Origin of the sequence: Streptomyces sp. NPDC058457, from assembly GCF_042720695.1 — a bacterium.
Classification (GTDB): domain Bacteria; phylum Actinomycetota; class Actinomycetes; order Streptomycetales; family Streptomycetaceae; genus Streptomyces.
In genome coordinates, this window is record NZ_JBHXLU010000065.1 from 1 (window position 1) to 24,893 (window position 24,893).

A 24,893-nucleotide genomic window follows, 5' to 3' on the forward strand; every position below is an offset into this window, starting at 1 on the left:
CGCCGGAGCCTCAGGGGATCCGGCGGGGCCCGGCGGCGGCCGGCGACGGAAGCAGGCTCCCGGACCGACGGCGCCCCGAGAACGCGGCACTGACCGAGCCCACCGCTCTCGACGCGGGTCAGTGCTCGCGCGGTGCGGGCACCACGCGCTCCACCTCGGGGTGGATGGTCAGCAGCTGACGCATCGCCGACTCGGCCGCGGTGCCGTCGCCGGTGCCGAGCGCGTCGACGATCCGCGCATGCAGGGCCAGGGACGTCTCGTTCGGCCGCTCACAGCCGGTGACCGGGCCGCCGGACACCTGGAGCGCCGCCGACACGATGCCGGAGAGGTGCTCCAGCATGCGGTTGCCCGCGATCTGGATGAGCAGCGAGTGGAACTCGGCGTCGGCGCGCGAGAAGGTCAGCGCGTCACCCTGCGCCATGGCGTGACTCATGATCTCGACCATGTCGCACAGGCGCTGCTGGATGTCCTCACGCCCGTGCCCGGCGGCGAGACGGGCGGCGAGCGGCTCGATCGTCCAGCGCAGCTCGCTGAGCTCACGGCGCTGATCGTCCCGCTGCGGCCCGAAGGCCCGCCACTCGATGATGTCCGGGTCGAGGAGGTTCCAGTCGCTGACGGGACGCACGCGCGTGCCGACGTTCGGGCGGGCGCTGACCAGGCCCTTGGCCTCCAGGACCCGGAGGGACTCACGGACGACGGTGCGGGAGACCTCGAAACGCTGGCCGATCTCCTCGGGGACCAGAGGGCGGTCCGCACCCAGGTCGCCGGAGACGATCATCTGACCCAGCTGCTGGACGAGTTGGCCGTGCAGTCCGCGGCCGCGGCTGCCCGCGGCCCGCCGGCCCACACGGCCCAGCTCCGGATCCGCGCCCTCCCAGGAGGGCGCACCCACACGATCGGTGGCGGGGACCTCCGCATAGGGGTAGCGGTCGAGTTCGCCCGGGCCGACCAGACCAGAGTCTGCGGAGCGGGCGGCGGTCATCATGGTGTGCGCAAGGGTACTCACGGATCCTTTGTCGGCGTTGCCTCCAACTCCCTTGAGGTCTTTGGTGAAAAGCACACGAAAGGGTGATCGCTCACCCCGTCGCAATTGACGCCTTATCGGAAAGAAATGGGCTTTCTGAGGGGAGTTGTGCGCACCGTGGGATCGCAAGCGCCCGGTCCGCAATCATCGGACCCTGGCCCGCAGGGTGCTGAACAGATACGCGCAGAGCAGCGCTGCCAGCGACAACGCCAGTGCGCCACCCACGGGTTGGGCCAGCAACCGGGCCGCTCCGACCAGATAGCGCTCTCCCCCGAAGGGCCACTTCAGCAGGAACAGCTCCCGCATCCGTACAGGGAATCCGGCGGCCATCCGTACCCCCGTCCCCTGCACAGCCTTGTGCACGACCGGCACGACGAGTACGGGTACGGCGAGCACCGCGGCGAGTCCGCCCGTGGTGGACCGGAAGACACCTGCCGCCAGTACGCCCGCCCAGGCACAACCGACGACCAGCCCGAACCAACTCGCGGTCAGCGGGAACCAGTCAGTGGGAACCTGTGCGAGCTCCCGACCGTAGACGAGGTAGAGCACTTCGGCGTCGCAGCCCAGGGTGAGGAACGAGAGCAGGACCCCGGTGGCTCCGGCGACCAGCAGTTTCGCGGTGAGCAGCCCCAGCCGGCGGGGCACGGTGCCGCGGTCCGCCGCCAGCGCGGGGTGGCGGAACTCGTCGCCGAAGGCCAGCGCCCCCAGCAGTCCCGCGCCGAGCGCCGCCGGAGGCAGCGGCAGCTCCCGCGGCCAGGCTGCGAACAGCCGGGCCTGCGGGGTGTGCCCGACCCTGGCCAGCAGCAGGGCGGTGAGGGCGGACACCAGCAGCACGGCACCGCAGGTGAGGAAGCCGGCACCGATCCCGGCGGCCCGACGGAGTTCGTAGCGCAGGGGGCGGAGGGGGCTGGGGGCGCGGCGGACACAGATGGGAGGCGGAAGCGGGGACAGCGGGTCCAGATCGTCGACGGCTCCGTCCCGGCGCGCGGTACCGACCGGGGCCGGGGCCGACTCGTCGCCGTCTGCCGGGGCCTTGCGGGGCCGCGTGCCCGGCTGTGGGTGCCCGGCGGACAGCTGGGCGGTGGGGGTGCCGGCGGGTCCGGCGTCAGCGGGCGGCTGGTCTACAGGGGCGTCGGCCGGCACGGCGCGCATCGACGGCTCATCGCTGACGGGGTCAGCGGATACGACGTGCGTCGGCGGCTGCGCGGGCGCAGCTTCGACGGGTAGCGCCCGGGTCGTTGACCGGGCTGTGGCGGCTTCGACGGGTACGGCGTGAAGCGCTGACTGGGCTGTCACGGCTTCGACGGACACCGCGGCTTCCACGGACACCGCCCGGGTCGGCGACTGGGCGGAAGTGGCGGCGGGCGGCTGGGCAGGTACGGCGGGCGCTGTCCTGGTGGACCCGGCATGCCCGGAGGGCTCGGCGGAGCCGAGGGAGGCCGACGGCTTGGCGAGGGTGGGAGCGGCCGGAGGCTTGGCGGTTGCCGGAGGGGGCAACTGGTCGGTGGGATGCACGTGGGTGGAGAGCTCCGCGTCCGGGGTCACAGGCAGAGGCCCGACGGCCGGGTCGTCGGTCAGCCCTGCGGCGGTGACCGAGGGCTGCGGTCCGGCCGCGCCGGAGGGTTCCACGGCGAGCGACGGACGGCTTCGGCCCGGCTCCTGCCCGGCGATGCGTGGCTGCTGTACGGGGCTCGGGGCGGTCGCGGGCTGCGAGCGGCCCAGCTCCGCCCTCGGCTGCGGGGCGACCGCGGGCGTGTCCGCATCCTTGCGCCGGTCCGCGCGCGGCGCGTCCTGCCGACCGGCGGAAGAAGCCACTTCAACGGCTCGCTGCGGATACGCCGGCCGGACACCGGCCGACGCGGTCCGCTCGCTCTCGCCCTCGCCGCGTCGCCGCTCACCCGTCGGCCGTCCCTCGTGCGCCGAGGCCGGCTCCCCGGGATCCGGCTCCCGCCGCACCGTCTCCGGCGCCTCGTCCGTCGGCGGCTCCGCCCCGGCGCCCGGCCCCATGTCGCCGGTCTCGTCCGCGAGTTGGTGGACCAGGATGCCGTGCCGGAAGGCGGTCTCGCCGACTTCGGCGGTCGTACTGCCGTACACGGAGAGGCGGTTGCCGCCTTCCCGCACGACCTCCACCGAGCGGCGGTCGGTGCGGGCCTCCTTGCTGAGGACGGCGGCGAGCCGGTCGGCGTGGGGGCTGCGGACGGCCACGCGTGGGCGGAGCCGGGTGCGGGCGAACTCGCGGGCCTCCTGGTCCGCGACGAGCCTGCCGGTCTCCAGGGTGACGACCCGGTCGGCGGCGCGGGCGGCCTCCTTTGGGTCTGCGGTGGTGAACAGGACCGTGCCGCCCTGTGCCGCGTGCGCCCGGAGCATGCGGTGCAGCCAGTGGGTCTCACGGGTGGGGACGCCGTCCCCGGGTTCGTCCAGGACGAGGGTGTGCGGGTCGGGGAGAAGGGCGCAGGCGAGGCCGAGCCGACGGTCCATGCCGTGCGACAGCGTGCCCAGGCGCTCCTCGCGCAGGCTGACGAGCCCGACCGCTTCGAGCACTTCGTCGGCGCGCCGGGCCGGCATCCCGGTCGCAGCGCACAGCATGCGCAGATGACCGCGGACGGATCGGGACGGATGACCGGGGACATCACCGAGGAGCACGCCGACCTCATGGGAGGGGTGGGCGATGCGGTGCAGGGGGCGGCCCCTGAAGTAGGTGAGCCCACGGCCCTGTTGGAGTTCGAGCATCAGTCTGAGCGCCGTGCTCTTGCCCGCGCCCGCCTCGCCCAGGAGTGCGGTGACGCGGCCCTCGCCCGCTTCGAAGGTCACATCGTCGACGGCGGGCGGGTGCGCCTTGCGGGGATTGCTGGTCAGTCCGAAGGCCTGGATCACCTTAGGGAAGATAGCGCGGAATGACCGTTTTTCCGGGTATAGAGGTGTTTAATCCTGGTCGAGTTCGCGCTGTCGGACGGTCACACCTCGGGTCGCAGCATCGGCGGGTTGAGCAGGGTGGCCCCGCCGGCCCGGAAGAGCTGGGCCGGGCGGCCGCCCTGACGGGTGGTCGTACCGCCAGTGGGGACCAGGAATCCGGGGGTTCCCGTCACCTTGCGATGGAAGTTGCGCGGGTCGAGCGCCACGCCCCACACCGCCTCGTAGACCCGGCGCAACTCGCCGACGGTGAACTCGGGCGGGCAGAACGCGGTGGCCAGGGACGAGTATTCGATCTTGGAGCGGGCCCGTTCCACACCGTCGGACAGAATCTGGGCGTGGTCGAAGGCGAGTGGCGCGACCGGCTCGCCGTCCCGGCCGTAGCCGCCCTGCGCGAGCAGTTCCCCCACCGGCGCCCAGCGTGCGTTGCTGGCGTCGCCGCCCGCGCGCGGTGCGGGCAGGTCGGGGGCCAGGGCGAGGTGGGCCACGCTGACCACGCGCATCCGGGGGTCGCGCTTGGGGTCGCCGTAGGTAGCCAGCTGCTCCAGGTGGGCCCCGCCCTCCTGGGCGGGGGCGTCGGGGTCGTGGGCCCGCAGCCCGGTCTCCTCCGCGAGTTCCCTCGCCGCCGCCTGCGAAAGATCCTCGTCGGCCCTCACGAAGCCGCCCGGCAGCGCCCAGCGCCCCTGGAACGGCGACTCGCCTCTGCGTACCGCCAACGCGCACAGAGCATGGCGGCGCACGGTCAGCACGACCAGGTCCACGGTGACGGCGAACGGCGGAAAGGCTGACGGGTCGTAGGGCATGCGGTGATCATAGTCGTCTGCCTGACGATAAACACTCCCTTCGACGCTCACTCCGACGGCTGATCCACTTCGATCCGGTATGCGCTCCCGGTTCGTTCCGGCACACGTTCACCACTCGGCCGTCCTCTCGGCGCGGCCGTGTCCCCGTACCGGCTCGCTGCTCTCCCGGCAGGAGGTCACACCCCCAGCTGCAGGCCGTCGGCGGCCTCCTCGACCATGGCCAGACCGAGCCGGCTGACCCGTACCGAGAAGGGCGCACCGGCTACCCGCAACCCGGTCAGGCCGAGTTCGCCCAGGGGCGCACTGTGGACCGGGCGGAGGGTGACGGTCCCCGCCGGGGCGTCGGGGCGGATGCCGACGAGCGTGGTGAGGAGCAGAACCCCGGCAGCAGCGGCCGTGGCCGCCGGACGGCAGGCGGCGGGGTGCGGAAGGGGAGCACTCCCCTCCGAGCGCTGCTCGCCGGCGAACATCTCCGGCAGCCGGTGGCCGAAGTACTCGGCCGCCGCCAGCAGGCCGTGCAGCAGCCCGCCCGCCTCTCTTTCGTAGCCCGCGGCGGCCAGCCCGGCGACGGCGAGTGCCGTCTCCTGGACCCGGACGGCGCCGGACCGATGGCCGAACGGGCTGTGTCCTGTCTCCTTGGCTCCCAGGCCGCGCAGCCCCCACCCCGAGTCCATGGCGGGTCCGCCGAGCAGCCTGGCTAGTTGCTCGGTCTGCACCTTGTCGAGCAGGCCGGCGGCCAGCTCGCCCGCTCCGAGCAGGCCGGTGTCGAGAAGGTGCACGGCGGTGGAGCCGAGTTGCACCAGGGGACGGCCGTCCGCGCTCAGGGCCGCCGCAGGACGGCCGCCGCCTCGCTCGTCGACCCAGAAGTCCACCCGGAACGCCTTCCTCAGCTCCGCCGCCCACTGCCGCAGCCCAGCACCGCCGGGCCGGTCGCAGGAGTCGAGAAGGTCGGCACCGAGCAGGGCGGCCCGGTGGGCGTGGGCCTGGGTCTCGCCGCGCACGGGGCCGCCTGGCTGCGGGTCGCAGAGGTAGGTCCGGTCGCCTGCTGTGGTGCGCAGCCAGGTCAGGCAGCGCTCGGCGGCTGGCAGCAGTTCCCGCGTCTCCTGTTCCGGGAGTCCCCAGCGGCGGGCCTCCGCCAACAGGACGGGGAAGAGCAGGGTGGCCTCCGTACCCGTGCAGGCCGGTGGCAGGTGTGCTCCGGCGTCACGGCGCGGGCCGGGGATCATGCCGGTCCGATGTCCCGGACCGCGAAGTTGGGTGCGGGCCAGGGTGCGCAGTGTTCCTGCGGCGAGGCGGGTACCGAGGGGCAGGGTCATCCGGGCGGCGGCGAGTGCCTCGGCCGGGGCCAGACCGCAACGCCAGGGCGCCCCGGCGGCGAGGTAGCTGTCGGAGGGGTGCGCGGGGTCGCGGAGCAGCAGCGCCTGAAGATCTTCGATGCTCTTCCTGAGCAGCGCCGTGGCCCTCGGGTCGTCGCCCGCGGCCCTGGCCGGTGCCAGCGGGCTGGTCGCGGCACGACCCACCGCGCGCAGGGGGCCGGCACCGTCCGGGCGCACCCGCAACTCCACGCTCGCTGTTCCGCCCGGCGGCAGTTCGAACTCCCAGCGCAGCAGTCCCGCCGAGGCCAGCGCATCGGAGGGTGGCGGGTCCGCCGTGACCGACGCGTTGCCGGTTGGGGTGGTCCAGCGGAGGCCGGAGTCGTGGACGCTGGCCGAGAGCTCGGGTCCCGGGGTGCCGGAGGCGATGGCGCCCAGGTCGGCCAGGTCCGTGCCCAGGGCCGTCTCCAGTGGCAGGCGCAGGGGATGGAGTGCGCAGTTGCGCAAGGTGATGCGCTCCGTGCCGTCGGCGTGCCGGATTCGTTCCACGATGACATCCGGGTCCGGTCCCGCCCCCGGGGAGGCCCGGAGCGTGCCGACGAAGCGGGCGGAGTCCGCCCCCGTCATCCGGGCCTGCACCGCGAGGGGTTCGCGGCCTGCGACACGGACCTGGCAGCGCGCGAGCAGCCGCCGGCCCGCGCGGTAGAACCCCTCCAGTCCCTGGCCGTTCAACTGACCGTGTTCCGTGGAGATGGCGAGGCCGGGCAACGCGACGCAGATCATGGCGGTGTGCGTGGGCGGCAGCCCGCCGACGTGCACCGGGCCCGTGGGAACCGGCCGGGCGGGGGCGGCCCGGGGTGTGCGGCTGGGTGGCTGCGCTGGACCGCCCTCCGTCGGCGGCGGCCAGGGCGGGCCGTCCCGCAGTCGGCGGTTGTCGGAGGCGGTGGAGGGCGGAGGCGGCTGATGCATGAGGCGGCTTCTTCTGCGCGCTGTGCGCCTGCGATGTGCCGGGCGCCGGACGGAGGGCTCCGGGGGAACAGGGGACGGGCCGCGGCACGGCCCGTCCAGGCGTTCCGCCACTCAGGTGAACGGAAACGGACTCCTCCTGGTCACGCCCCCGCCCGCCGAAGCCGATCGAATGCCGGGGCGGTGCTACGTCGTTCGGCCCCGTCGGCCTGCGCCTGTGGCTGCGGACGCCCACGGCCGGCAGGCCGACCCGATGCCCGCCGCAGGGCCGGCGGTCCCGGCGCCGCTCCCCTCCGACGAGGCCCAGGGCCCAGCGGCCGACCCCGTCGGCCCAGGCCCGCCCGGCCGCCACCCGTGATCGTCCCCCGATCATCCGTCCCCCTCGTTACGGCCGTTCCCGGATCGCCTGCCCTCCGGCGTGGCCCGGCCACCCCCTGTCTCACTCGGCTCCGCTTTCTTCGCCGCACGCGTGCGGCGGCCGCCCGGCCCGGACGAACCGGGCCGGGTGTGCTCCGAGCCCGCCTGTCGCGGCCGGGTGCCTTCTGACCACGGCCGTCGATCGTCGGCGGTGTCTGCGGTGCGTGGGCGGCGACGACGAGTGCCGGAAGCGGCGGCCCGCGCGTCGGCGGGGTCGGGGTCCGGGTCGGGGTCGGGGTCGGGATGAAGGGGACCGGCGTCACCGGCCGCTGCCGTGCCGTCCGCCGGTACGCGACCAGTGCCTTCCGCGCTTTCCGCGCGCAGACAGCGACGGATCGACTCCGGGTCCAAGCCCTCGTTGCAGGCCTGGTGCAGCAGCCGGGCGAAGAGGTAGTCGGGGTCCGCGCCCAGGGCCATCGCCAGCGCCTCCCGTGCCTCCAGGTCGTCACCGGTCGACCAGGCGACCCAGCCCGCCAGGGTGAGGGGAGCGGCGGCGTGTTCGCCGTACGGGCCGACGCAGCGGCGGGCCAGGGCTCGCCACAGGCGCAGCGCCGGTCCGGCCTCGTCGCCCTCCATCCATGCGGCTGCGCGGTCGCGGGTCGTGCGGTCCTGCAGTCCGAGAATCAGCGTCGCGGCCTCGTCGTGGGCGAGCAGGGCGTCGTCACGGAGATCCGCCTGGTGGGTGCCGGACACGGGAGTGGCACCGGCGTACCGGTCGATGACCCGCCCGGCGAGGGCGATGGTCTCCTCGGCCACGTCCGCCCGGAAGGCGTCGTCGAGGATGCGGGGCACCAGTGCCATTCCGGCGCTGTCCAGAGCGATCTCCTGCTCCACGGCACCGGTCTCCCAGGGGAGCAGCCTGGCCCGCAGCTCCCGCAGGCTGCCGCGCACCTGGATCCCGGCGTAGGTGGCGGCGGCCGCGAGCACGGAGGTGCCGGGCAGGCCCATGGGGGCGCCGTCGGGCGGACAGCATTCCTCGGTCGGGCAGCAGTAGGACCAGAAGCGGCCGTCGGACACGCACAGTGCCTCGATCACGGGCACGTCGAGCCGACCGCACTCGGTACGCAGCAGCTGGGCCAGGGGCATGAGCCTGCGCATCACGTCCCGGCCAGATTCGCCCGGCGCCGGTTCCTGGCAGACGTAGGCGACCATCTGCTCGGGCCGGACTCCCCGGCGCTCGCCGCCGGTCACCAGGCCCTGTACGAGTTGGCGTGCCGCCGAATCCCAGTCGTCCTTGTTCGAGGGGATGCCGAGCCGGGCCCGGCCGCCGAAGCGGCCGCGGCCGGCGCGGTCGTGCAGGGCCACCAGCACCATGCTGTCCTCGGGGCGGTACCCCAGCAGATAGGGCAGCGCGTCCGCCAGTTCGGCCGGGGTGCGCAGGGTGACCTGGGTGTCGTGGGCGTCGTGGGCGGATCGCCCGAGGGGGACCGCACCTCGGGCGATGTCGCCGTTTTCGGAGGGTCCAGTGGTTTCGCTGTGATTCGTCATGCGCAGACGATCTCGCGGATCTTGTGATTCCGGTTGGGCCTGTGGATAAGTCAAATCAGGGACACGACAAAGCCGTCTCCCGTGTCCACAGGCCCGCACGGCTGTCGGTCCCGTCCTGTTGTATGGGACGCATGGAGCACACGAGCAACGCGGAACTCCGGGCCCGGGCGGATGCCGTCCTCGCCCGTCTCGTCGGGGACGACACGGGCACCGCCCGGCTGCGCGAGGACCAGTGGCGGGCGATCGAGGCGCTGGTCGCGGACCGTCGCCGGGCCCTGGTCGTCCAGCGCACCGGCTGGGGCAAGTCCGCGGTGTACTTCGTGGCGACCTCGCTGCTGCGGGCCTCGGGCGGCGGCCCGACGGTGATCGTCTCCCCGCTGCTCGCACTCATGCGCAACCAGGTGGAGGCCGCGGCCCGGGCCGGCATCCACGCCCGCTCCATCAACTCGTCCAACACGGAGGACTGGGAGTCGATCCAGGCGGAGATCGCGGCCGGCGAGGTCGACGTCCTCCTCGTGTCCCCGGAGCGGCTCAACAACCCGGACTTCCGCGACCAGGTCCTGCCCAAACTCGCCGCGGCGACCGGACTGCTCGTCGTGGACGAGGCCCACTGCATCTCGGACTGGGGCCACGACTTCCGGCCCGACTACCGGCGGCTGCGCACGATGCTCGCCGACCTGCCGCCAGGTGTCCCGGTGCTGGCGACCACCGCCACGGCCAACGCGCGCGTGACCGCCGACGTGGCGGAGCAGCTCGGAACCGGCGGCACCTCGGACGCGCTGGTGCTGCGCGGTCCGCTGGACCGGGAGAGCCTCAGCCTGAATGTGCTGCGGCTGCCGGACGCCGCGCACCGGATGGCCTGGCTCGCGGACCACCTGGACGAACTGCCGGGTTCTGGCATCGTCTACACGCTCACCGTGGCCGCCGCCGGGGAGGTCACAGCGTTCCTGCGGCAGCGCGGGCACACCGTGGCGTCGTACACGGGAAAGTCGGAGAACGCCGACCGGCAGCAGGCCGAGGACGACCTGCTCGGCAACCGGGTCAAGGCGCTGATCGCCACCTCCGCGCTCGGTATGGGCTTCGACAAACCCGACCTCGGGTTCGTGGTGCACCTCGGCTCGCCCTCCTCCCCCATCGCCTACTACCAGCAGGTGGGCCGCGCGGGCCGCGGTGTCGAGCACGCCGAGGTGCTGCTGCTGCCGGGCAAGGAGGACGAGGCGATCTGGGAGTACTTCGCCTCGCTCGCCTTCCCGTCGGAGGACCTGGTGCGCCGGACCCTGGATGTCCTCTCCCGGGCCGGCGGCCCCATGTCGCTGCCCGCGCTGGAGCCGCTGGTGGAGCTTCGCCGCTCCCGGCTGGAGTCCATGCTGAAGGTGCTCGACGTGGACGGCGCGGTCAGGCGGGTCAAGGGCGGCTGGGCCGCGACCGGGCAACCGTGGACGTACGACGCGGAGCGGTACGCCTGGGTGGCACGGCAGCGCGAGGCCGAGCAGCAGGCGATGCGGGCGTATGCGGCCTCGTCGGACTGCCGGATGGAGTTTCTGCAGCGTCAGCTGGACGACGAGGACGCCAAGCCCTGCGGCCGCTGCGACAACTGCGCACGGCCCCGCTTCACGATCGGCACCTCCACGGCCGCGTTGGACGCGGCGCGGGTCGACCTGGGCCGCGCGGGCGTCGAGGTGGAGCCCCGCCGGATGTGGCCGACCGGCCTGCCGGCGATCGGCATCGACCTCAAGGGACGCATTCCGGCCGGTGAACAGGCGTCGGCTGGGCGGGCCTTGGGACGGTTGTCGGACATCGGCTGGGGCAATCGGCTACGGCCGCTGCTCGCTCCCCAGACCCCGGACGCGCCCGTGCCGGACGATGTCGCCCGTGCCGTGGTGGAGGTGCTGGCCGACTGGGCGAAGGGGCCCGGCGGCTGGGCCTCGGGCGCGGCCGACGCACAGCCGCGCCCCGTGGGCGTCATCACCGTCGCCTCGCGCTCCAGGCCCCGGCTGATCCAGTCGCTGGGCGCGCGCATCGCGGAGGTCGGCAGACTGCCCCTGCTCGGTTCCGTGGAGTACGCGGGCGAAGCGCCACGGGTCTCGCGCAGCAACAGTGCCCAGCGTCTCAAGGCCCTCGACGGTGCGCTGACCGTGCCGCCCGGCCTCGCCACCGCTCTCGCCGAGGTCCAGGGACCGGTCCTGCTGGTGGACGACTTCACCGAGACCGGCTGGACCCTGGGGGTTGTGGCTCGGATGCTCCGCCGGTCCGGAGCGCGGGGGGTGTTGCCGCTGGTCCTCGCCGTGCAGGGCTGACCGGCCCGCTGCTGTTCGAATATGGCATCGGGTGCGGCGCACGAACGTGCCGCGCTCGAACGTCCCAGGGGTCGACGGGTGCCTCTACGGGTAGGGATATAAGCCACGCACCACCAGATAACAGTCGGTGGCCCCATTTGCTCGTTGCCGCATCCAAGTTCGACAGCAAGAATTGAGGTCCGCTCCCCGCACGGCTCGTCCGTGATCCGGTTGGGCTTTGCTGCGGTGCGCGCGGCCCCGAATCCGATCTCGCCCGCTGTGTGGGCGCGTAGCCGAAGGGAGGAACGTGACCTTCGGATTCGCTCCGTCCTCGGCGGCATCGTTGTCGACGTCCGCGTCCGCCGCTTCCGCCAGTCGTCTGCTCGAGCCCGCGGAGTGGGCCGACGCCGGAATACCGCTGCTGCGCAACCCCCGCGAGGTCGTCAGCGGCCTGCATGCCCGGCATCGCCCCCGTCCGGGCACCGCGGTCGTCGCCGTCCTCGATCCGGAGGAACGGCTGTGTGCCAGCGCCTCCTTCGGCCGACGCTCGGCCCCGGCCGACGGCTGGATGTTCCGCAACGCGCTGCTGGCACAGTTGCGCCGGGTCATCCCGCACGACCTGCGGCGCCGCACCCCGGTGCGGACCGCCGTCCTGCTCTACTGCCGTGAGGGGGACGCACGTTGGACGGAGGAGGACGGTGCCTGGATGTGGGGGCTGCGGGACGCCTGCACTCTGCACGGGCTGCGCTGCGGGGCCTACATCACGCTGACGCACGACGGCTGGCAGGTGCTCGGCGAGGGTCGCGGCGGGCGGCGCCCCAACGCCGACTCGCCTCCCGAACCCTTCGCCCTGTCGGAGGCCCCGCCGCTGGCGCCGCGTACCGGAGGCGCCGCCTCCGAGGTACTGCGCCGCGCGGCCGCCCGCTGAACCACCGGCCCCCGCAAGGGGGAACCGGGGCCGGGCACGCTCCGCCGGGCACGGCGCCCCGGACATGACCTGCGGCGACATGACCTACGGCGTGCTCGGCGATCACGCCGCACTCTGCGACGGGCAATGGCACCCGCCCGTCGTCCGGGCACACCAAAGGCACCACCGTGCGAGTCACCGCCGCGCCCCTTCGGTACCTCCGGAGTCCCAGAGGCGCCGGAGACAGCTCAGACGCCCGCGCCCAGCATCGAGTTGATGCGCTGCGGGTCGCCGCAGACGATCAGCAGGGCGCCGGCCCGGGAGAGAGCCAGCGGCAGGGCGGTGGCGGCGACGGTGTCGGGGCCGCCGTTGACGGCGACGACCACCACGGAGCGGGTCGCGGCACGGGAGGCGACGGCGGCGTCCGTGTAGAAGACGTCGTCGCCCGCGTCGTGCTGGGCCCAGTAGGAGGCTTCGCCGAAGGACAGCTCGTGGTCGGCCCACGGGTGCTGCGGGCCGGTGGTGATCACCAGCACGTCGCCGGGGGCACGACCCGATTCGAGGAGCAGGTCCACTGCTTCCTCGGCCGCGTCGAGAGCGCTCTCGACCGAGGCCGGGATCAGCTGGATCTGCGGGGCCGCCGCTGCCGCGGCGGGGACGGCCGGGCCGGACGGGCCTGGCTTGGCCACGTCACGCGGCGCGCGCTGTACCGGCGGCGTGGGCCGCACAGGGCCGGGACGACCGGGACGCGACGGAGCCGCGGGACGGGGGCCGGGTACGGGACGAGGGGTCGGCGCGGTACGGCCGGTGGCCGGAGTGGCGCGGGGACCCTGGGCACTCTCGTGAATCTGAGGCTCCTCGGGAATGAGAGGCATGAGCTGATATTTATCAAACGTTGGTGCAGGTCACGTGAACCGGGTGGCACAACAGTGCGACCGGAAGGTCAGAAATCGAAGCCGAGCTGACCCTCGATCTCCGGAACGCTTCCCTCCGCCCAGCTGCGGACCTTCTTGAGGTGCCGCCACTGGGGCAGCGCATCAAGATACGCCCACGACAACCGGTGGTACGGGGTGGGTCCCCGCTCCTCCAGTGCGGCTTTGTGCACGGGCGACGGGTACCCGGCGTTGTCCGCAAATCCGAAGTCTGCATGGTCGATACCCAGTTCGGCCATCATTTTGTCGCGCTGAACTTTGGCGATCACCGAGGCCGCGGCCACGGCGACACACGACTGGTCACCCTTGATGACCGTGCGCACCCGCCACGGGGCACCGAGGTAGTCGTGCTTCCCGTCGAGGATGACCGCATCGGGGCGGACCGGCAAGGTCTCCAGAGCACGGGTCGCCGCCAGTCGCAGTGCGGCCGTCATCCCGAGGGAGTCGATCTCCTCCGGCGAGGCATGACCCAGGGCATAGGCCGTGACCCATCCCCGCAGCACCTCGGCAAGATCCGTACGCCGCTTGACGGTCAGCAGCTTGGAGTCGGTGAGGCCCTCGGGCGGTCGGCGAAGACCGGTGACCGCGGCACAGACGGTGACGGGCCCGGCCCAGGCGCCGCGCCCCACCTCGTCGACACCGGCAATGACCTTGGCTCCGGTCGTGGCGCGAAGGGAGCGCTCGACGGTGTGAGTAGGCGGTTCGTACGGCATGGCGCCCTTAGGGTACGCCGCACTGATCCCTTGGCGACACCCCGGCTTCCCGGACCGCGCCCCGGACCACCCGAGCCGCGGCTCAGGCCCCGCGCGACAGCAGCAGCGGAAGCATGAACCGGTCAATCATCTCTTCGACCTCCTGATCGTTCCATTCGCTTCCGGAAATCTTGTTGCGGTACATCATCATCGCCGGAATGGCATCGAGGACATAGCCGTTGGCCGCGTCGGCACGCACCTCGCCCCGCTCGATACCTCGGGCGACGATGTCACCGATCAGCTGGATCGTCGGCCCCACGACCCCGTCGAAGATCACGCCATGGAACCGCTCGACCTGCAGGGGGTCGCATTCGTGAATAACCGACCGCAGTGCGAAGCCGGGGCGCGAGAACATCGCGTCCCGGGTCTGCCGGCACAGGGCCAACAGGTCCTCACGAACACTTCCGAGGTCGGGAGCCTCCTCCAAACGTGGCAGACCGGCCTGCAGCGCGTCCGCGACCAGCTCCTCCTTGGAGGGCCAGCGGCGATAGACCGCCGCCTTCCCGGTCTGGGCACCGGCGGCGACACCTTCCATGGTGAGGCCGTTCCAGCCGACGGTGCTGAGCTGCTCCAAGGCGGCGTCCAGGATCGCGCGTTCGAGGACCGCACCGCGCCGACGAGGGGAGGCCGCCTGAGGAGGAGCGGCAGTCCAGCGCGAGGTAACCATCTGAGTTTCTCCAGCGAGCGAAGGGAAGCGGGGATTCCGGAGCGGGGGCGCGGCGCGCGACGACAAAAGGGGGACGCGGCACGCGACACGCAGTTAAGTGAACGCTTGCGTTCTCTACCGAGGACTCACTACCGTTGACGCGACAGTGAACGCTGGCGTTCACTAACACCTTCGTGGGGGACCCATAGTGACGACCTCTCAACTGATACAGGACCGGAAACCAGGTGCGGCCCGCCGGCAGGGACGCCCCGGCATCGCACTCACCGTGATTGCCGCTTGCCAGCTCATGGTGGTACTTGATGCGACGATTGTGAACATCGCGCTCCCGCACATTCAAGACGCGCTCAAGTTCAGCACCACGGACCTCACATGGGTGGTCAGCGCCTACACCCTCACCTTCGGCGGTCTTCTGCTCCTCGGCGCGCGGGCCGGTGACATCCTCGGCCGACGCCGGGTGTTCATGACCGGCATCCTGCTGTTCACCTTCGCCTCGCTCCTCGGCGGTCTCGCCCAGGAACCCTGGCAACTGCTCGCTGCCCGCGCCCTCCAGGGCATGGGTGGCGCGATCGCGTCGCCGACCTCGCTGGCGCTGATCACCACGACGTTCCCCGAAGGTCCGGAGCGGAACCGGGCGTTCGGCGTGTTCGCTGCGGTCTCCGCGGGCGGCGGGGCCATCGGCCTGCTGGCCGGGGGCATGCTCACCGACTGGCTCGACTGGCGCTGGGTGCTCTTCGTCAACGTACCGATCGGACTGCTGATCGTCGCCCTCACCCCGCAGTACATCAACGAGTCCGAACGGCACCCCGGGCGGTTCGACATCGCGGGCGCGCTGGCCTCCACCCTGGGCATGGCCTCCCTGGTCTACGGCTTCATCCGGGCCTCGGAGAAGGGCTGGCACGACGGTCTGACCCTCGGGTCGTTCGCCGCCGCGGTGGTCCTGCTGCTGGCCTTCGTCTTCATCGAGACCCGGGCGAAGGAGCCCATCACCCCGCTGCGGATGTTCGCCGACCGCAACCGCTCGGGCACTTATGTGATCATGCTCAGCCTGGCCGCGGCGATGTTCGGCATGTTCTTCTACATCGTGCTGTTCGTGCAGAACGTGCTGGGTTACAGCCCGATCAGGGCCGGCCTGGCCTTCCTGCCCGTGACGGCGGCCATCGCCGTCGGAGCCGGGATCTCGCAGCGGTTCCTGCCCGTCCTGGGCCCGAAGCCGTTCATGATGGCCGGTTCGGCGCTCGTGGTCGTCGGACTCACCTGGCAGACGTTCATCAAGCCCGACAGCTCCTATGTCGGCGGGGTGCTCGGGCCCATGCTGGTCTTCGGCTTCGGCATGGGGCTGAACTTCGTGACGGCGACCGTCACCGCGGTCTCCGGTGTCGCCCCGCACGAGGCCGGAGCGGCTTCCGGGCTGCTCAACGCCATGCAGCAGGTGGGCGGTTCGCTGGGCCTGTCCATCCTGACCACGGTGTTCGGCTCGGCCAGCAAGGACGAGGCGAAGAAGCAACTGCCGAAGTTCCTCGCCGGCGGTTCGCCGGAGCAGAAGGCGGAGTTCGCCAAGACCCATCAGCTGCCCGCGCCTTGGGGGCACGAGGTGCTCGCGCACGGCATCTCGACCGCGTTCATCCCCGCCGCCGCCATGGCCGGGATCGGTCTGCTCACGGCCTGGCTGGTGATCAAGGTCCGCAGGAGCGATCTCGAAGCCCTCGCGGGCACGGCCGGCCCGGGGATCGGCTGACCCCACCGGGTCCGCGCAGAGCCGCGGATGGCCGGACCTCTGCCAGGGCACAGACGGCAGAGGCAGAGGTCCGGCCATCCGCACCTCGGCCGTGGGCGCCGCGATCATCACCACGGCGCACACCACCAGAAGAGCAAATCCGACCCCCATGACCGACACCTCCCCCGCCACCACGCCTCCCGCCCACCTGCCGGCACATGCGTCAAGTGGAGCGGCTGCCGGGAAAACGCCCGACGGTCACGCAGAGTTCCCACCAGGTACGGAGAGTCTCCTTTGCGGACCACGGGATTCAGCATGGACCACAGGTGCCGGGGACGGGGCCGGCTTCGGGCCGACGAGGCTTCACCCCGGCACACTTCGACGGCCTTCAGACACCGGGACCGACACAAGGCAGCAGCACCCCGCCTCGTCGCATGTCTCCCTTGCCTCCGGGGTGCCGCGACCTCGCGGCTTTCCGTGCGAGCCGGCTCCGTAGGGGCGCCGAACCGCATCGCCGCCGTACACGGTCCGAGCCCGGCCTCGGTCGATCACCCGCCGACAGCGGTCTCCGTCCCCGCCGGCACCCATTCGGGCAGCGCCTCGGTCCGCTCCGCCCATACGGCCGGCGGCGCTCCCTGCGGGCTGCCCGCGAGCACGCCGCCCACGATGGCGCAGGTGGTGTCCACATCGCCGCCCACCTGGGCGGTCGTCCAGAACGCCGTCTCGTAGTCGCCGAGGGCGCGTGCGGCCGACCAGAGGGCGAAGGGGACGGTGTCATGGGCGGTCGTACGTCGTCCGCAGCCCAGGACGGCCGCGACGGTGCCGGCGTCGGCGTAGTCGAGCATGTCGCGGGCGCGCCGCAGGCCCTGGCCGACGGCGCTTCTGGGCACGAGGGCGACGACCCCGTCCAGGAGCGCCGCAGGGCTCGGCGGGCCGCCGGGCGCGGCTGACAGCGCCGCTGCGGCCGCCACGGCCATGGCACCGACCACGGCCTCCCGGTGCTGGTGCGTGGGGTAGGCCGAGATCTCGGCCTGGTGGGTGGCCTGCTCCGGATCGTCCGCGTACCAGGCGCCCAGAGGCGCGATCCGCATCGCGGCGCCGTTGCCCCAGGACCCCTGCCCGTTGAAGAGCCCGGCGGCCAGCTCGCGCCAGTCGCCGCCCTCCCGGACGAGGCGCAGCAGGCGGTTGACGGCGGGGCCGTAGCCCCGGTCGAAGTCATGGTGCCCGGCGAAGGAGTGGGCCAGCGCGTCCTGGTCGATGCGGTGGTGGGCGGCCAGGACGGCGACGACGGAGCAGGCCATCTCGGTGTCGTCGGTCCACTGCCAGGGAGCCGGAGGCAGTTCCCGCCGCTTCAGCAGCGGGTAGTTCACCGGCACGAAGAACTGCGAGCCCAGCGCGTCGCCCACCGCGAGTCCGCGCAGGCTGGCCAGGGCGCGCTCCAGGCGCCCGGGGGTCGAGGAATCAGTGGATGAGATCATCGCGGCCAGCCTAGCCGCTCATCCAGTAGGGCTCCGGGTCCCGCCAGCGGTCGAAGGGCTGGTTGAGGGTGTACTTGCCGTCCTCCCCGAGAACGAGCATCCGCATCTCCGCGTTCCCGGGGTTGGAGAGCGACTCGAACTCCGCGACCGTCCAGTGGAACCAGCGCATGCAGAACAGCCGCATCGCCAGGCCGTGGGTCACCAGGAGCACGTTCGGCGGGTGGTCCGGCGCCTCGAAGCTGCGGAACAGGCTCTCCAGGAAGCCGCCGACGCGGTCGTAGACGTCGGCCCCGGACTCGCCCTGGGGAAAGCGGAAGAAGAAGTGTCCGTACGCGTCGCGGTACGTCTTCTGCAGTCGCACGTCGTCGCGGTCCTGCCAGTTTCCCCAGTCCTGCTCACGCAGCCGGGGCTCCTCGCGCACGCGTATGAGATCCGGGTCGAGGTGGAAGGCGCGGAGCGTCTCGTGCGTACGCCGGTACGGGGAGACGTACACGCTGACGGGTTCCCTGCCGAAGATCTCCCGGACACGCTTGCCGGTCTCTTCAGCCTGCCGCCAGCCCCGCTCGGTCAGGGCCAGCGCGTGGTCGGGTTCCCGCTCATACACGGAGTCGTCGACATTGCCGGTTGACTCGCCGTGCCGGACAAGGACGATGCGCCGTGGTCGTGCCATGCCAAAACCCTAGATCGAGTGACGAAAAATCGAGCACTCGGACGGGCCCCATACAGCGCAGGTCACACAAATCACGAGTTGGATATTCAAACGATCCAGCTCGGTTCGAGCTCCACGATGTCACCCGTGAGGGCCGCGATGTCGGCCTCCGTCTGGGCACGCAGGGCCAGCCGCTCCACCCGTTCGGTGCGGTACTTGCCGTGCTCGGCGGCCGACCGCCACATGGAAAGGATCATGAACTCGTGCGCCGGGGCCTCGGCGAACATGCCACGGATCATGCCGGGCGAGCCCGCCATCGCCGGGTTCCAGACCTTCTCCTGCATCAGTGTGAAGTGCTCGACGCGCTCCTCGCGCACCCGGCAGAGGGCCACCCGGACCAGGTCGCTGTCCGTGAACCGCGGCTCGAAGCCGGTCTTCACATCGAACCGGTATTCGAACAGCTTGACCTGCTGGTCCTTGTACGTGCCGGACTGGGACGCGGCAAGGCGGTCATGCGAACGCGCCATGAAGGAGTCGTAGAAGGCACGGCTCTCCCAGAAGGCGAAGATGTGCGCCACTCCGGGGCGCTGCCGACTCCATCCCCCGCCCTGTCCCCGAAATCCCGGCTCCCCCAGAAGCCCCGCCCATTTCCGCTGCCCCCGCTCGAAGCCCCGGCGGTCAACCACGGTGCAGCGAATCCACTTGACCAGCACCGCGCCATCGTAAGGCCATGGAGCGTGGCGCCGGTCACGCTCCGGCTGAGATCACCCGCGCATGCGCCCCCGCGCGCGTGGCACGATGGACAAAGAGCCTGGGCAGCCCATCAGTTGGGGCAGTGGACCTCTAGGGGGAAGGGGACGCGTGATGAGCGGTTTCAGCAAGGCGATCAGCAAGGTCGAGGTCGCGGTGAAGTGGGATCCCAGCCCTTCCGGGCAGCCACCCACCGATCTCGACGTCATCGCCGGGACGTTCACGAGGGCCGACCCGTACGGAACTCCGGCCTATCTCGTGCACTTCGACAGCCGTTCGCCAGACGGCACGATCTTTCTCAACCGGGACAGTCAGGACGGCAAGGGCTTCGGCTGGGACGAGGTGATGACACTCGAACTGGACCGGCTCGACAGCCGGTACGTGCGCGTGGTCGTCGGAGTCGTCATCCAGCAGCGGGCCACGCACCGCACGTTCGTGAATGTCCTGAACCCGGCCGTCCGTGTCCGGGAGGGCTACAACGTCCTGGCCGAGGATGACTTCGGCTCGGTTCTCGGAGCGACGGCGGCCGCCGTCGCGGAGTTCGTACGCGACGGGTCCGGAGACTGGAGCTTCCGGCCCGGACTGCACGGCTTCGAGGACGACCCGGTGGTCTTCACCCGGGAGATGGGCGGGCTCGGCCGTCCCTGACGGCCGACGAGCACCCGGGCGGACAAACGGTAAGGGGCGCCGGCCATGGCCGGCGCCCCTTACTTCACGTCACATCGACTCGTCAGCTGCAGCCGCTGGTCGAGCCGCAGCCCTCGCAGATGTAGCAGGAGCCGGCCCGCTGCATCTTGGTACCACAGGAGAAGCAGAGCGGGGCGTCGGCCTGGATGCCCAGCTGCATCTCCACCAGCTCGGCGCTGGTGTGCGCCTGCCTCGGGGCGGGCTTGGCCGAGCCGACCTCGGTCCGCGGGGCGGCGACGGCCCTCAGCTCCTGGGCGCGCGGCGCCGACTGGGCCAGACCCTCGACGTCGACCTCGTCGTCGAGGGCCGGCTCGTACGAACCGGTGTCCAGGTGCCGCTGACGCTCCTCGGCGGAGTGGATGCCGAGCGCGGAGCGCGTCTCGAACGGCAGGAAGTCCAGCGCCAGGCGGCGGAAGATGTAGTCGACGATCGACTGCGCCATCCGCACGTCCGGGTCGTCCGTCATACCGGCCGGCTCGAAGCGCATGTTGGTGAACTTCGAGACGTACGTCTCGAGCGGCACACCGTACTGGAGGCCGACGGAGACCGCGATGGAGAAGGCGTCCATCATGCCCGCGAGGGTCGAGCCCTGCTTGGACATCTTCAGGAAGACCTCGCCCAGGCCGTCGTCCGGGTAGGAGTTGGCCGTCATGTAGCCTTCGGCGCCGCCGACGGTGAAGGACGTGGTGATGCCGGGACGACCCTTCGGGAGGCGCTTGCGGACCGGGCGGTACTCGATGACCTTCTCGACCGTCTCGCGGATGGTCGCCTCGGCCTTCTCGGTGACCTCGACCTTCTCCTTCTCCTTGGTCTTGGCGGAGAGCGGCTGGCCGACCTTGCAGTTGTCGCGGTAGATCGCGAGCGCCTTGACGCCGAGCTTCCAGGCCTCGAAGTAGATCTCCTCGACCTCCTCGACGGTCGCCGTCTCCGGCATGTTGACCGTCTTGGAGATGGCGCCGGAGATCCAGGGCTGGATGGCGGCCATCATGCGGACGTGGCCCATCGGGGAGATGGCGCGCTCGCCCATGGCGCAGTCGAAGACCTCGTAGTGCTCGTGCTTGAGGCCGGGTGCGTCGATCACATTGCCGTTCTCGGCGATGTGGGCGACGATCGCCTCGATCTGCTCCTCCTGGTAGCCCAGGCGGCGCAGGGCCTGCGGGACCGTGCCGTTGACGATCTGCATCGAGCCGCCGCCGACCAGCTTCTTGAACTTGACCAGGGCCAGGTCGGGCTCGACGCCGGTGGTGTCGCAGGACATCGCGAGACCGATGGTGCCGGTGGGGGCGAGGACCGACGCCTGGGAGTTACGGAAACCGTTCTTCTCACCGAGGCGGACCACGTCCTGCCAGGCCTCCGTGGCGGCGGCCCAGACCGGGGTGTCCAGGTCGTCCATGCGGACGGCCACGGTGTTGGCGTCGGCGTGCTGCTTCATGACGCGGTTGTGGGCGTCGGCGTTGCGGGCGTAGCCGTCGTAGGGGCCGACGACCGCGGCGAGCTCGGCGGAGCGCTTGTAGGCGGTGCCGGTCATCAGGGAGGTGATGCCTCCGGCGAGGGCGCGGCCACCGTCGGAGTCGTAGGCGTGGCCGGTCGCCATGAGCAGGGCGCCGAGGTTGGCGTAGCCGATGCCGAGCTGGCGGAAGGCGCGGGTGTTCTCGCCGATCTTCTGGGTCGGGAAGTCCGCGAAGCAGATGGAGATGTCCATCGCGGTGATGACCAGCTCGACGACCTTGGTGAAGCGGTCGACGTCGAAGGACTGGCTGCCCTTGCCGTCGTCCTTCAGGAACTTCATCAGGTTCAGCGAGGCGAGGTTGCAGGACGTGTTGTCCAGGTGCATGTACTCGCTGCAGGGGTTCGAGCCGTTGATCCGGCCGGACTCCGGGCAGGTGTGCCAGTGGTTGATGGTGTCGTCGTACTGGATGCCCGGGTCGGCGCAGGCCCAGGCCGCCTCGGCCATCTTGCGGAACAGGCTCTTGGCCTCGACCTCTTCGATGACCTCGCCGGTCATCCGGGCGCGCAGACCGAACCGGCCGCCCTGCTCGACCGCCGTCATGAACTCGTCGTTCACGCGGACCGAGTTGTTGGCGTTCTGGTACTGGACGGACGTGATGTCGTCGCCGCCCAGGTCCATGTCGAAGCCCGCGTCACGGAGGGCGCGGATCTTCTCCTCCTCCTTGACCTTGGTCTCGATGAAGTCCTCGATGTCGGGGTGGTCGACGTCCAGGATGACCATCTTGGCGGCGCGGCGGGTGGCGCCGCCCGACTTGATGGTGCCGGCGGAGGCGTCGGCGCCGCGCATGAAGGAGACCGGGCCGGAGGCGTTGCCACCGGAGGAGAGCAGTTCCTTGGAGGAACGGATCCGGGAGAGGTTCAGGCCGGCGCCGGAGCCGCCCTTGAAGATCATGCCCTCTTCCTTGTACCAGTCGAGGATCGACTCCATGGAGTCGTCGACGGACAGGATGAAGCAGGCGGAGACCTGCTGGGGCTGCGGGGTGCCCACGTTGAACCACACGGGGCTGTTGAAGCTGAAGATCTGGTGCAGGAGGGCGTACGCCAGCTCGTGCTCGAAGATCTCGGCGTCGGCGGGCGTGGCGAAGTACTTGTACTCCTCGCCGGCCTTCCGGTACGTCTTCACGATGCGGTCGATCAGCTGTTTGAGGCCGGTCTCGCGCTGCGGGGTGCCGACGGCACCGCGGAAGTACTTGCTGGTGACGATGTTGACCGCGTTCACCGACCAGAAGTCGGGGAACTCGACGCCACGCTGCTCGAAGTTGACCGAGCCGTCGCGCCAGTTGGTCATGACGACGTCACGGCGCTCCCAGCTCACCTCGTCGTACGGATGCACGCCGGGGGTGGTGTGGATGCGCTCGATACGCAGTCCGTTGGTGGCCTTGGTTCCCTTCACGCGGGAACTCCGTGCCGGACCGCTCGCCGTCTCTGTCATGCCGCCTCCCTGTACGGGCTAAAACGCCCTGAAATGCCACGATGTTCCCGTGACACACTGTTCTGTTTTCGCGTCACGAGTGCTCTCAGCTGCCACCCGCGACAAGTCCTGGATCGCCGTCCGACAACCGGATCCGGGCCCTCCGCCCGGTTCCGATCCGCCCGTCAGCCGGCGATGTGAACGGGCGCGGGCACCTGTGCGCTTCCGCCTGGCCCGTGATCGTCCTCCTGGCCCCCCGCTCCCGCGTCTTCGTCGTCCACGGCGGGGTCCTGCGCAGCCTGTCTGAGCTCCACGATCGCGGCCTCGAAGTCCTCGAGCGAGTCGAACGCCCGGTAGACGGAGGCGAATCGCAGATAGGCGACCAGGTCGAGCTCCTGCAACGGGCCGAGTATGGCCAGCCCCACGTCGTGGGTGGTCAGCTCGGCGCTTCCGGTGGCCCGCACCGCCTCCTCGACCCGCTGGCCGAGCTGGGCGAGTGCGTCCTCGGTGACAGGCCGTCCCTGGCATGCCTTGCGCACGCCGTTGATGACCTTGGTACGACTGAAAGGCTCGGTGACTCCGGACCGCTTGACCACCATGAGCGAGCACGTCTCCACGGTCGTGAAACGACGGGAGCAGTCCGGACACTGGCGGCGCCTGCGGATCGACGTGCCGTCATCGGTCGTACGACTGTCGACCACACGGCTGTCGGGGTGCCTGCAGAAGGGGCAGTGCATGATCTCCAACCCTCCTCACAGCAGACTCAATAGCCTCGCTGGGCCACATGGGCCCCTCGAAGCAGCCCCAAGCATAGGCGATCTCAGAGAGACCGGAGACCCGGGGGACCACAACTTGTGGGCTGCTGTAGCAATCCAACCACTAGATGTGGTGATTGGCTGATACATCGCCAGGTTGCGCGTGTCGCACACGTACCGCTACGGCGGATACGGAGATACCGTGGGCGCCGCACGGAGGTCACGTGCGACTCCGGCGCAGATGGGGACCTACATCCCGGTCGGCGGCGGCCAGGATGGCAGACTGGGCACACCCATAAGGTCATCACCCCGGCGGTGAAGAGTACAACAATGGGCCCTTTTGCCCGCCGGGTACCGCGTAAGCCATACACCCAGACATGTGATCGCGTACGGTGAACCGCGTTTTTTCACTCGAACGTGTGTTTGGCGCAACCTTTCGAAAGCAACTACCGTTGTCCAGCAGGGAGACCATCGAGAGGGGCCGACGTGACCACGACCGCAGACAGTGCCACCATCACCGCCCAGGACCGCTCCCAGGGCCGACTCGACCCGGTGCATGCCATGAACGAAGCCGTGAATCCTGAGGGACACAAGCGTTCCCTGCCGGGCCGACCTCCAGGCATCCGGGCTGACAGCTCGGGCCTCACCGACCGGCAACGCCGGGTGATCGAGGTGATCCGGGACTCGGTGCAGCGGCGGGGCTACCCGCCGTCGATGCGCGAGATCGGCCAGGCCGTCGGCCTGTCCAGCACGTCCTCGGTGGCACACCAGCTGATGGCACTGGAGCGCAAGGGCTTCCTGCGCCGTGACCCGCACCGCCCGCGGGCGTACGAGGTGCGCGGCTCCGACCAGGCCGTGAGCGTGCAGCCCACGGACACCGCCGGAAAGCCCGCCGCGTCGTACGTCCCGCTGGTCGGCCGGATCGCCGCCGGTGGGCCGATCCTCGCCGAGGAGTCGGTCGAGGACGTCTTCCCTCTCCCCCGGCAGCTGGTCGGCGACGGCGAGCTGTTCGTGCTCAAGGTCGTCGGTGACTCCATGATCGAGGCCGCGATCTGCGACGGCGACTGGGTCACCGTCCGCCGCCAGCCGGTCGCCGAGAACGGCGACATCGTCGCCGCCATGCTCGACGGCGAAGCCACCGTCAAGCGTTTCAAGCGCGAGGACGGCCATGTCTGGCTCCTCCCCCACAACGCGGCCTACGAGCCGATCCCCGGCGACGACGCGACCATTCTGGGCAAGGTCGTCGCGGTACTGCGGCGCGTGTGACGCCTGCGGCGGGCGGTCATAACGCCCGCCCTCCGATCGGGCCCCGGGACCCCTGCGCCGGTTCCGGGGTCCTGCATTGTCCGGAACCTCTTCGTTCACCGCTCTGGATCGCGGGGGGGGGGGGGGCCCCCCCCGCCGGGGCCGCCCCCCCCCCAAATATGGGCCCCCCCCACCCGCCCCCCCCCCCGAGGCCGCCCCCCCCACCAACCCGGGGGTAGG

General features: G+C 71.1%; 18 protein-coding genes. 5 read left to right on the forward strand and 13 right to left on the reverse strand.

The window, feature by feature from the left end:
• Window positions 1-118: 118 nt before the first annotated feature.
• From ACFWPS_RS37210 to ACFWPS_RS37230, 5 genes are all read right to left on the reverse strand, one after another.
• On the reverse strand, window positions 119-1,006 hold the full coding sequence (locus ACFWPS_RS37210) for a FadR/GntR family transcriptional regulator (RefSeq protein WP_383713741.1): 888 nt from the start codon (window positions 1,004-1,006) through the stop codon (window positions 119-121).
• 162 nt (window positions 1,007-1,168) lie between these two features.
• On the reverse strand, window positions 1,169-3,898 hold the full coding sequence (locus ACFWPS_RS37215; protein ID WP_383713744.1) for an ATP-binding cassette domain-containing protein: 2,730 nt from the start codon (window positions 3,896-3,898) through the stop codon (window positions 1,169-1,171).
• A gap of 80 nt (window positions 3,899-3,978) precedes the next feature.
• Window positions 3,979-4,737 carry an NUDIX domain-containing protein gene (locus tag ACFWPS_RS37220; protein WP_089104332.1) on the reverse strand — a complete coding sequence of 253 codons (759 nt, stop codon included), beginning with the start codon at window positions 4,735-4,737 and terminating at the stop codon, window positions 3,979-3,981.
• Window positions 4,738-4,913: 176 nt separating this feature from the next.
• On the reverse strand, window positions 4,914-6,833 hold the full coding sequence (locus ACFWPS_RS37225; protein WP_383713836.1) for a glycogen debranching N-terminal domain-containing protein: 1,920 nt from the start codon (window positions 6,831-6,833) through the stop codon (window positions 4,914-4,916).
• A gap of 552 nt (window positions 6,834-7,385) precedes the next feature.
• The gene (locus tag ACFWPS_RS37230; protein ID WP_383713746.1) at window positions 7,386-8,921 is read right to left on the reverse strand and encodes a DUF4192 domain-containing protein; all 1,536 of its coding nucleotides are present in this window, start codon (window positions 8,919-8,921) and stop codon (window positions 7,386-7,388) included.
• Between the two features lie 131 nt (window positions 8,922-9,052).
• On the opposite strand from ACFWPS_RS37230, the gene ACFWPS_RS37235 reads away from it, so the two are divergent.
• Both ACFWPS_RS37235 and ACFWPS_RS37240 read left to right on the forward strand, forming a co-directional pair.
• The gene (locus ACFWPS_RS37235) at window positions 9,053-11,218 is read left to right on the forward strand and encodes a RecQ family ATP-dependent DNA helicase (RefSeq protein WP_383713749.1); all 2,166 of its coding nucleotides are present in this window, start codon (window positions 9,053-9,055) and stop codon (window positions 11,216-11,218) included.
• 286 nt (window positions 11,219-11,504) lie between these two features.
• The gene (locus tag ACFWPS_RS37240; RefSeq protein WP_383713752.1) at window positions 11,505-12,125 is read left to right on the forward strand and encodes a hypothetical protein; all 621 of its coding nucleotides are present in this window, start codon (window positions 11,505-11,507) and stop codon (window positions 12,123-12,125) included.
• Between the two features lie 227 nt (window positions 12,126-12,352).
• Here the strand turns inward: ACFWPS_RS37240 and ACFWPS_RS37245 are convergent, their stop codons facing one another.
• From ACFWPS_RS37245 to ACFWPS_RS37255, 3 genes are all read right to left on the reverse strand, one after another.
• Window positions 12,353-12,979, reverse strand: a complete 627-nt coding sequence (locus ACFWPS_RS37245) for a hypothetical protein (protein WP_383713753.1) — start codon at window positions 12,977-12,979, stop codon at window positions 12,353-12,355.
• Between the two features lie 68 nt (window positions 12,980-13,047).
• Window positions 13,048-13,749, reverse strand: a complete 702-nt coding sequence (locus tag ACFWPS_RS37250) for a ribonuclease HII (RefSeq protein WP_383713756.1) — start codon at window positions 13,747-13,749, stop codon at window positions 13,048-13,050.
• A gap of 82 nt (window positions 13,750-13,831) precedes the next feature.
• Complete coding sequence (locus ACFWPS_RS37255; protein WP_383713758.1) at window positions 13,832-14,455, reverse strand: TetR/AcrR family transcriptional regulator; 624 nt, start codon at window positions 14,453-14,455, stop codon at window positions 13,832-13,834.
• Between the two features lie 187 nt (window positions 14,456-14,642).
• On the opposite strand from ACFWPS_RS37255, the gene ACFWPS_RS37260 reads away from it, so the two are divergent.
• Window positions 14,643-16,190, forward strand: coding sequence for an MFS transporter (locus ACFWPS_RS37260; RefSeq protein WP_383713760.1), 1,548 nt, complete (start codon window positions 14,643-14,645; stop codon window positions 16,188-16,190).
• A gap of 527 nt (window positions 16,191-16,717) precedes the next feature.
• Here the strand turns inward: ACFWPS_RS37260 and ACFWPS_RS37265 are convergent.
• The 3 genes from ACFWPS_RS37265 to ACFWPS_RS37275 form a co-directional block, all read right to left on the reverse strand.
• Window positions 16,718-17,647, reverse strand: a complete 930-nt coding sequence (locus tag ACFWPS_RS37265) for an ADP-ribosylglycohydrolase family protein (RefSeq protein WP_383713763.1) — start codon at window positions 17,645-17,647, stop codon at window positions 16,718-16,720.
• A gap of 10 nt (window positions 17,648-17,657) precedes the next feature.
• Window positions 17,658-18,317, reverse strand: a complete 660-nt coding sequence (locus tag ACFWPS_RS37270; protein ID WP_089104342.1) for a histidine phosphatase family protein — start codon at window positions 18,315-18,317, stop codon at window positions 17,658-17,660.
• Between the two features lie 86 nt (window positions 18,318-18,403).
• The gene (locus ACFWPS_RS37275) at window positions 18,404-19,009 is read right to left on the reverse strand and encodes a YdbC family protein (RefSeq protein WP_383713765.1); all 606 of its coding nucleotides are present in this window, start codon (window positions 19,007-19,009) and stop codon (window positions 18,404-18,406) included.
• Window positions 19,010-19,160: 151 nt separating this feature from the next.
• Here ACFWPS_RS37275 and ACFWPS_RS37280 point away from each other — a divergent pair, with 151 nt between their 5' ends.
• On the forward strand, window positions 19,161-19,694 hold the full coding sequence (locus ACFWPS_RS37280; protein ID WP_383713767.1) for a TerD family protein: 534 nt from the start codon (window positions 19,161-19,163) through the stop codon (window positions 19,692-19,694).
• Between the two features lie 82 nt (window positions 19,695-19,776).
• Here the strand turns inward: ACFWPS_RS37280 and ACFWPS_RS37285 are convergent, their stop codons facing one another.
• A complete protein-coding gene (locus ACFWPS_RS37285; RefSeq protein ID WP_383713770.1) occupies window positions 19,777-22,674 on the reverse strand; it encodes a vitamin B12-dependent ribonucleotide reductase in 2,898 nt (965 codons plus the stop codon).
• 164 nt (window positions 22,675-22,838) lie between these two features.
• Window positions 22,839-23,390, reverse strand: a complete 552-nt coding sequence (nrdR, locus tag ACFWPS_RS37290) for a transcriptional regulator NrdR (protein WP_383713773.1) — start codon at window positions 23,388-23,390, stop codon at window positions 22,839-22,841.
• A 504-nt stretch (window positions 23,391-23,894) separates the two neighbouring features.
• On the opposite strand from nrdR, the gene lexA reads away from it, so the two are divergent.
• Complete coding sequence (gene lexA / locus ACFWPS_RS37295; RefSeq protein ID WP_089104346.1) at window positions 23,895-24,674, forward strand: transcriptional repressor LexA; 780 nt, start codon at window positions 23,895-23,897, stop codon at window positions 24,672-24,674.
• Window positions 24,675-24,893: the final 219 nt, after the last annotated feature.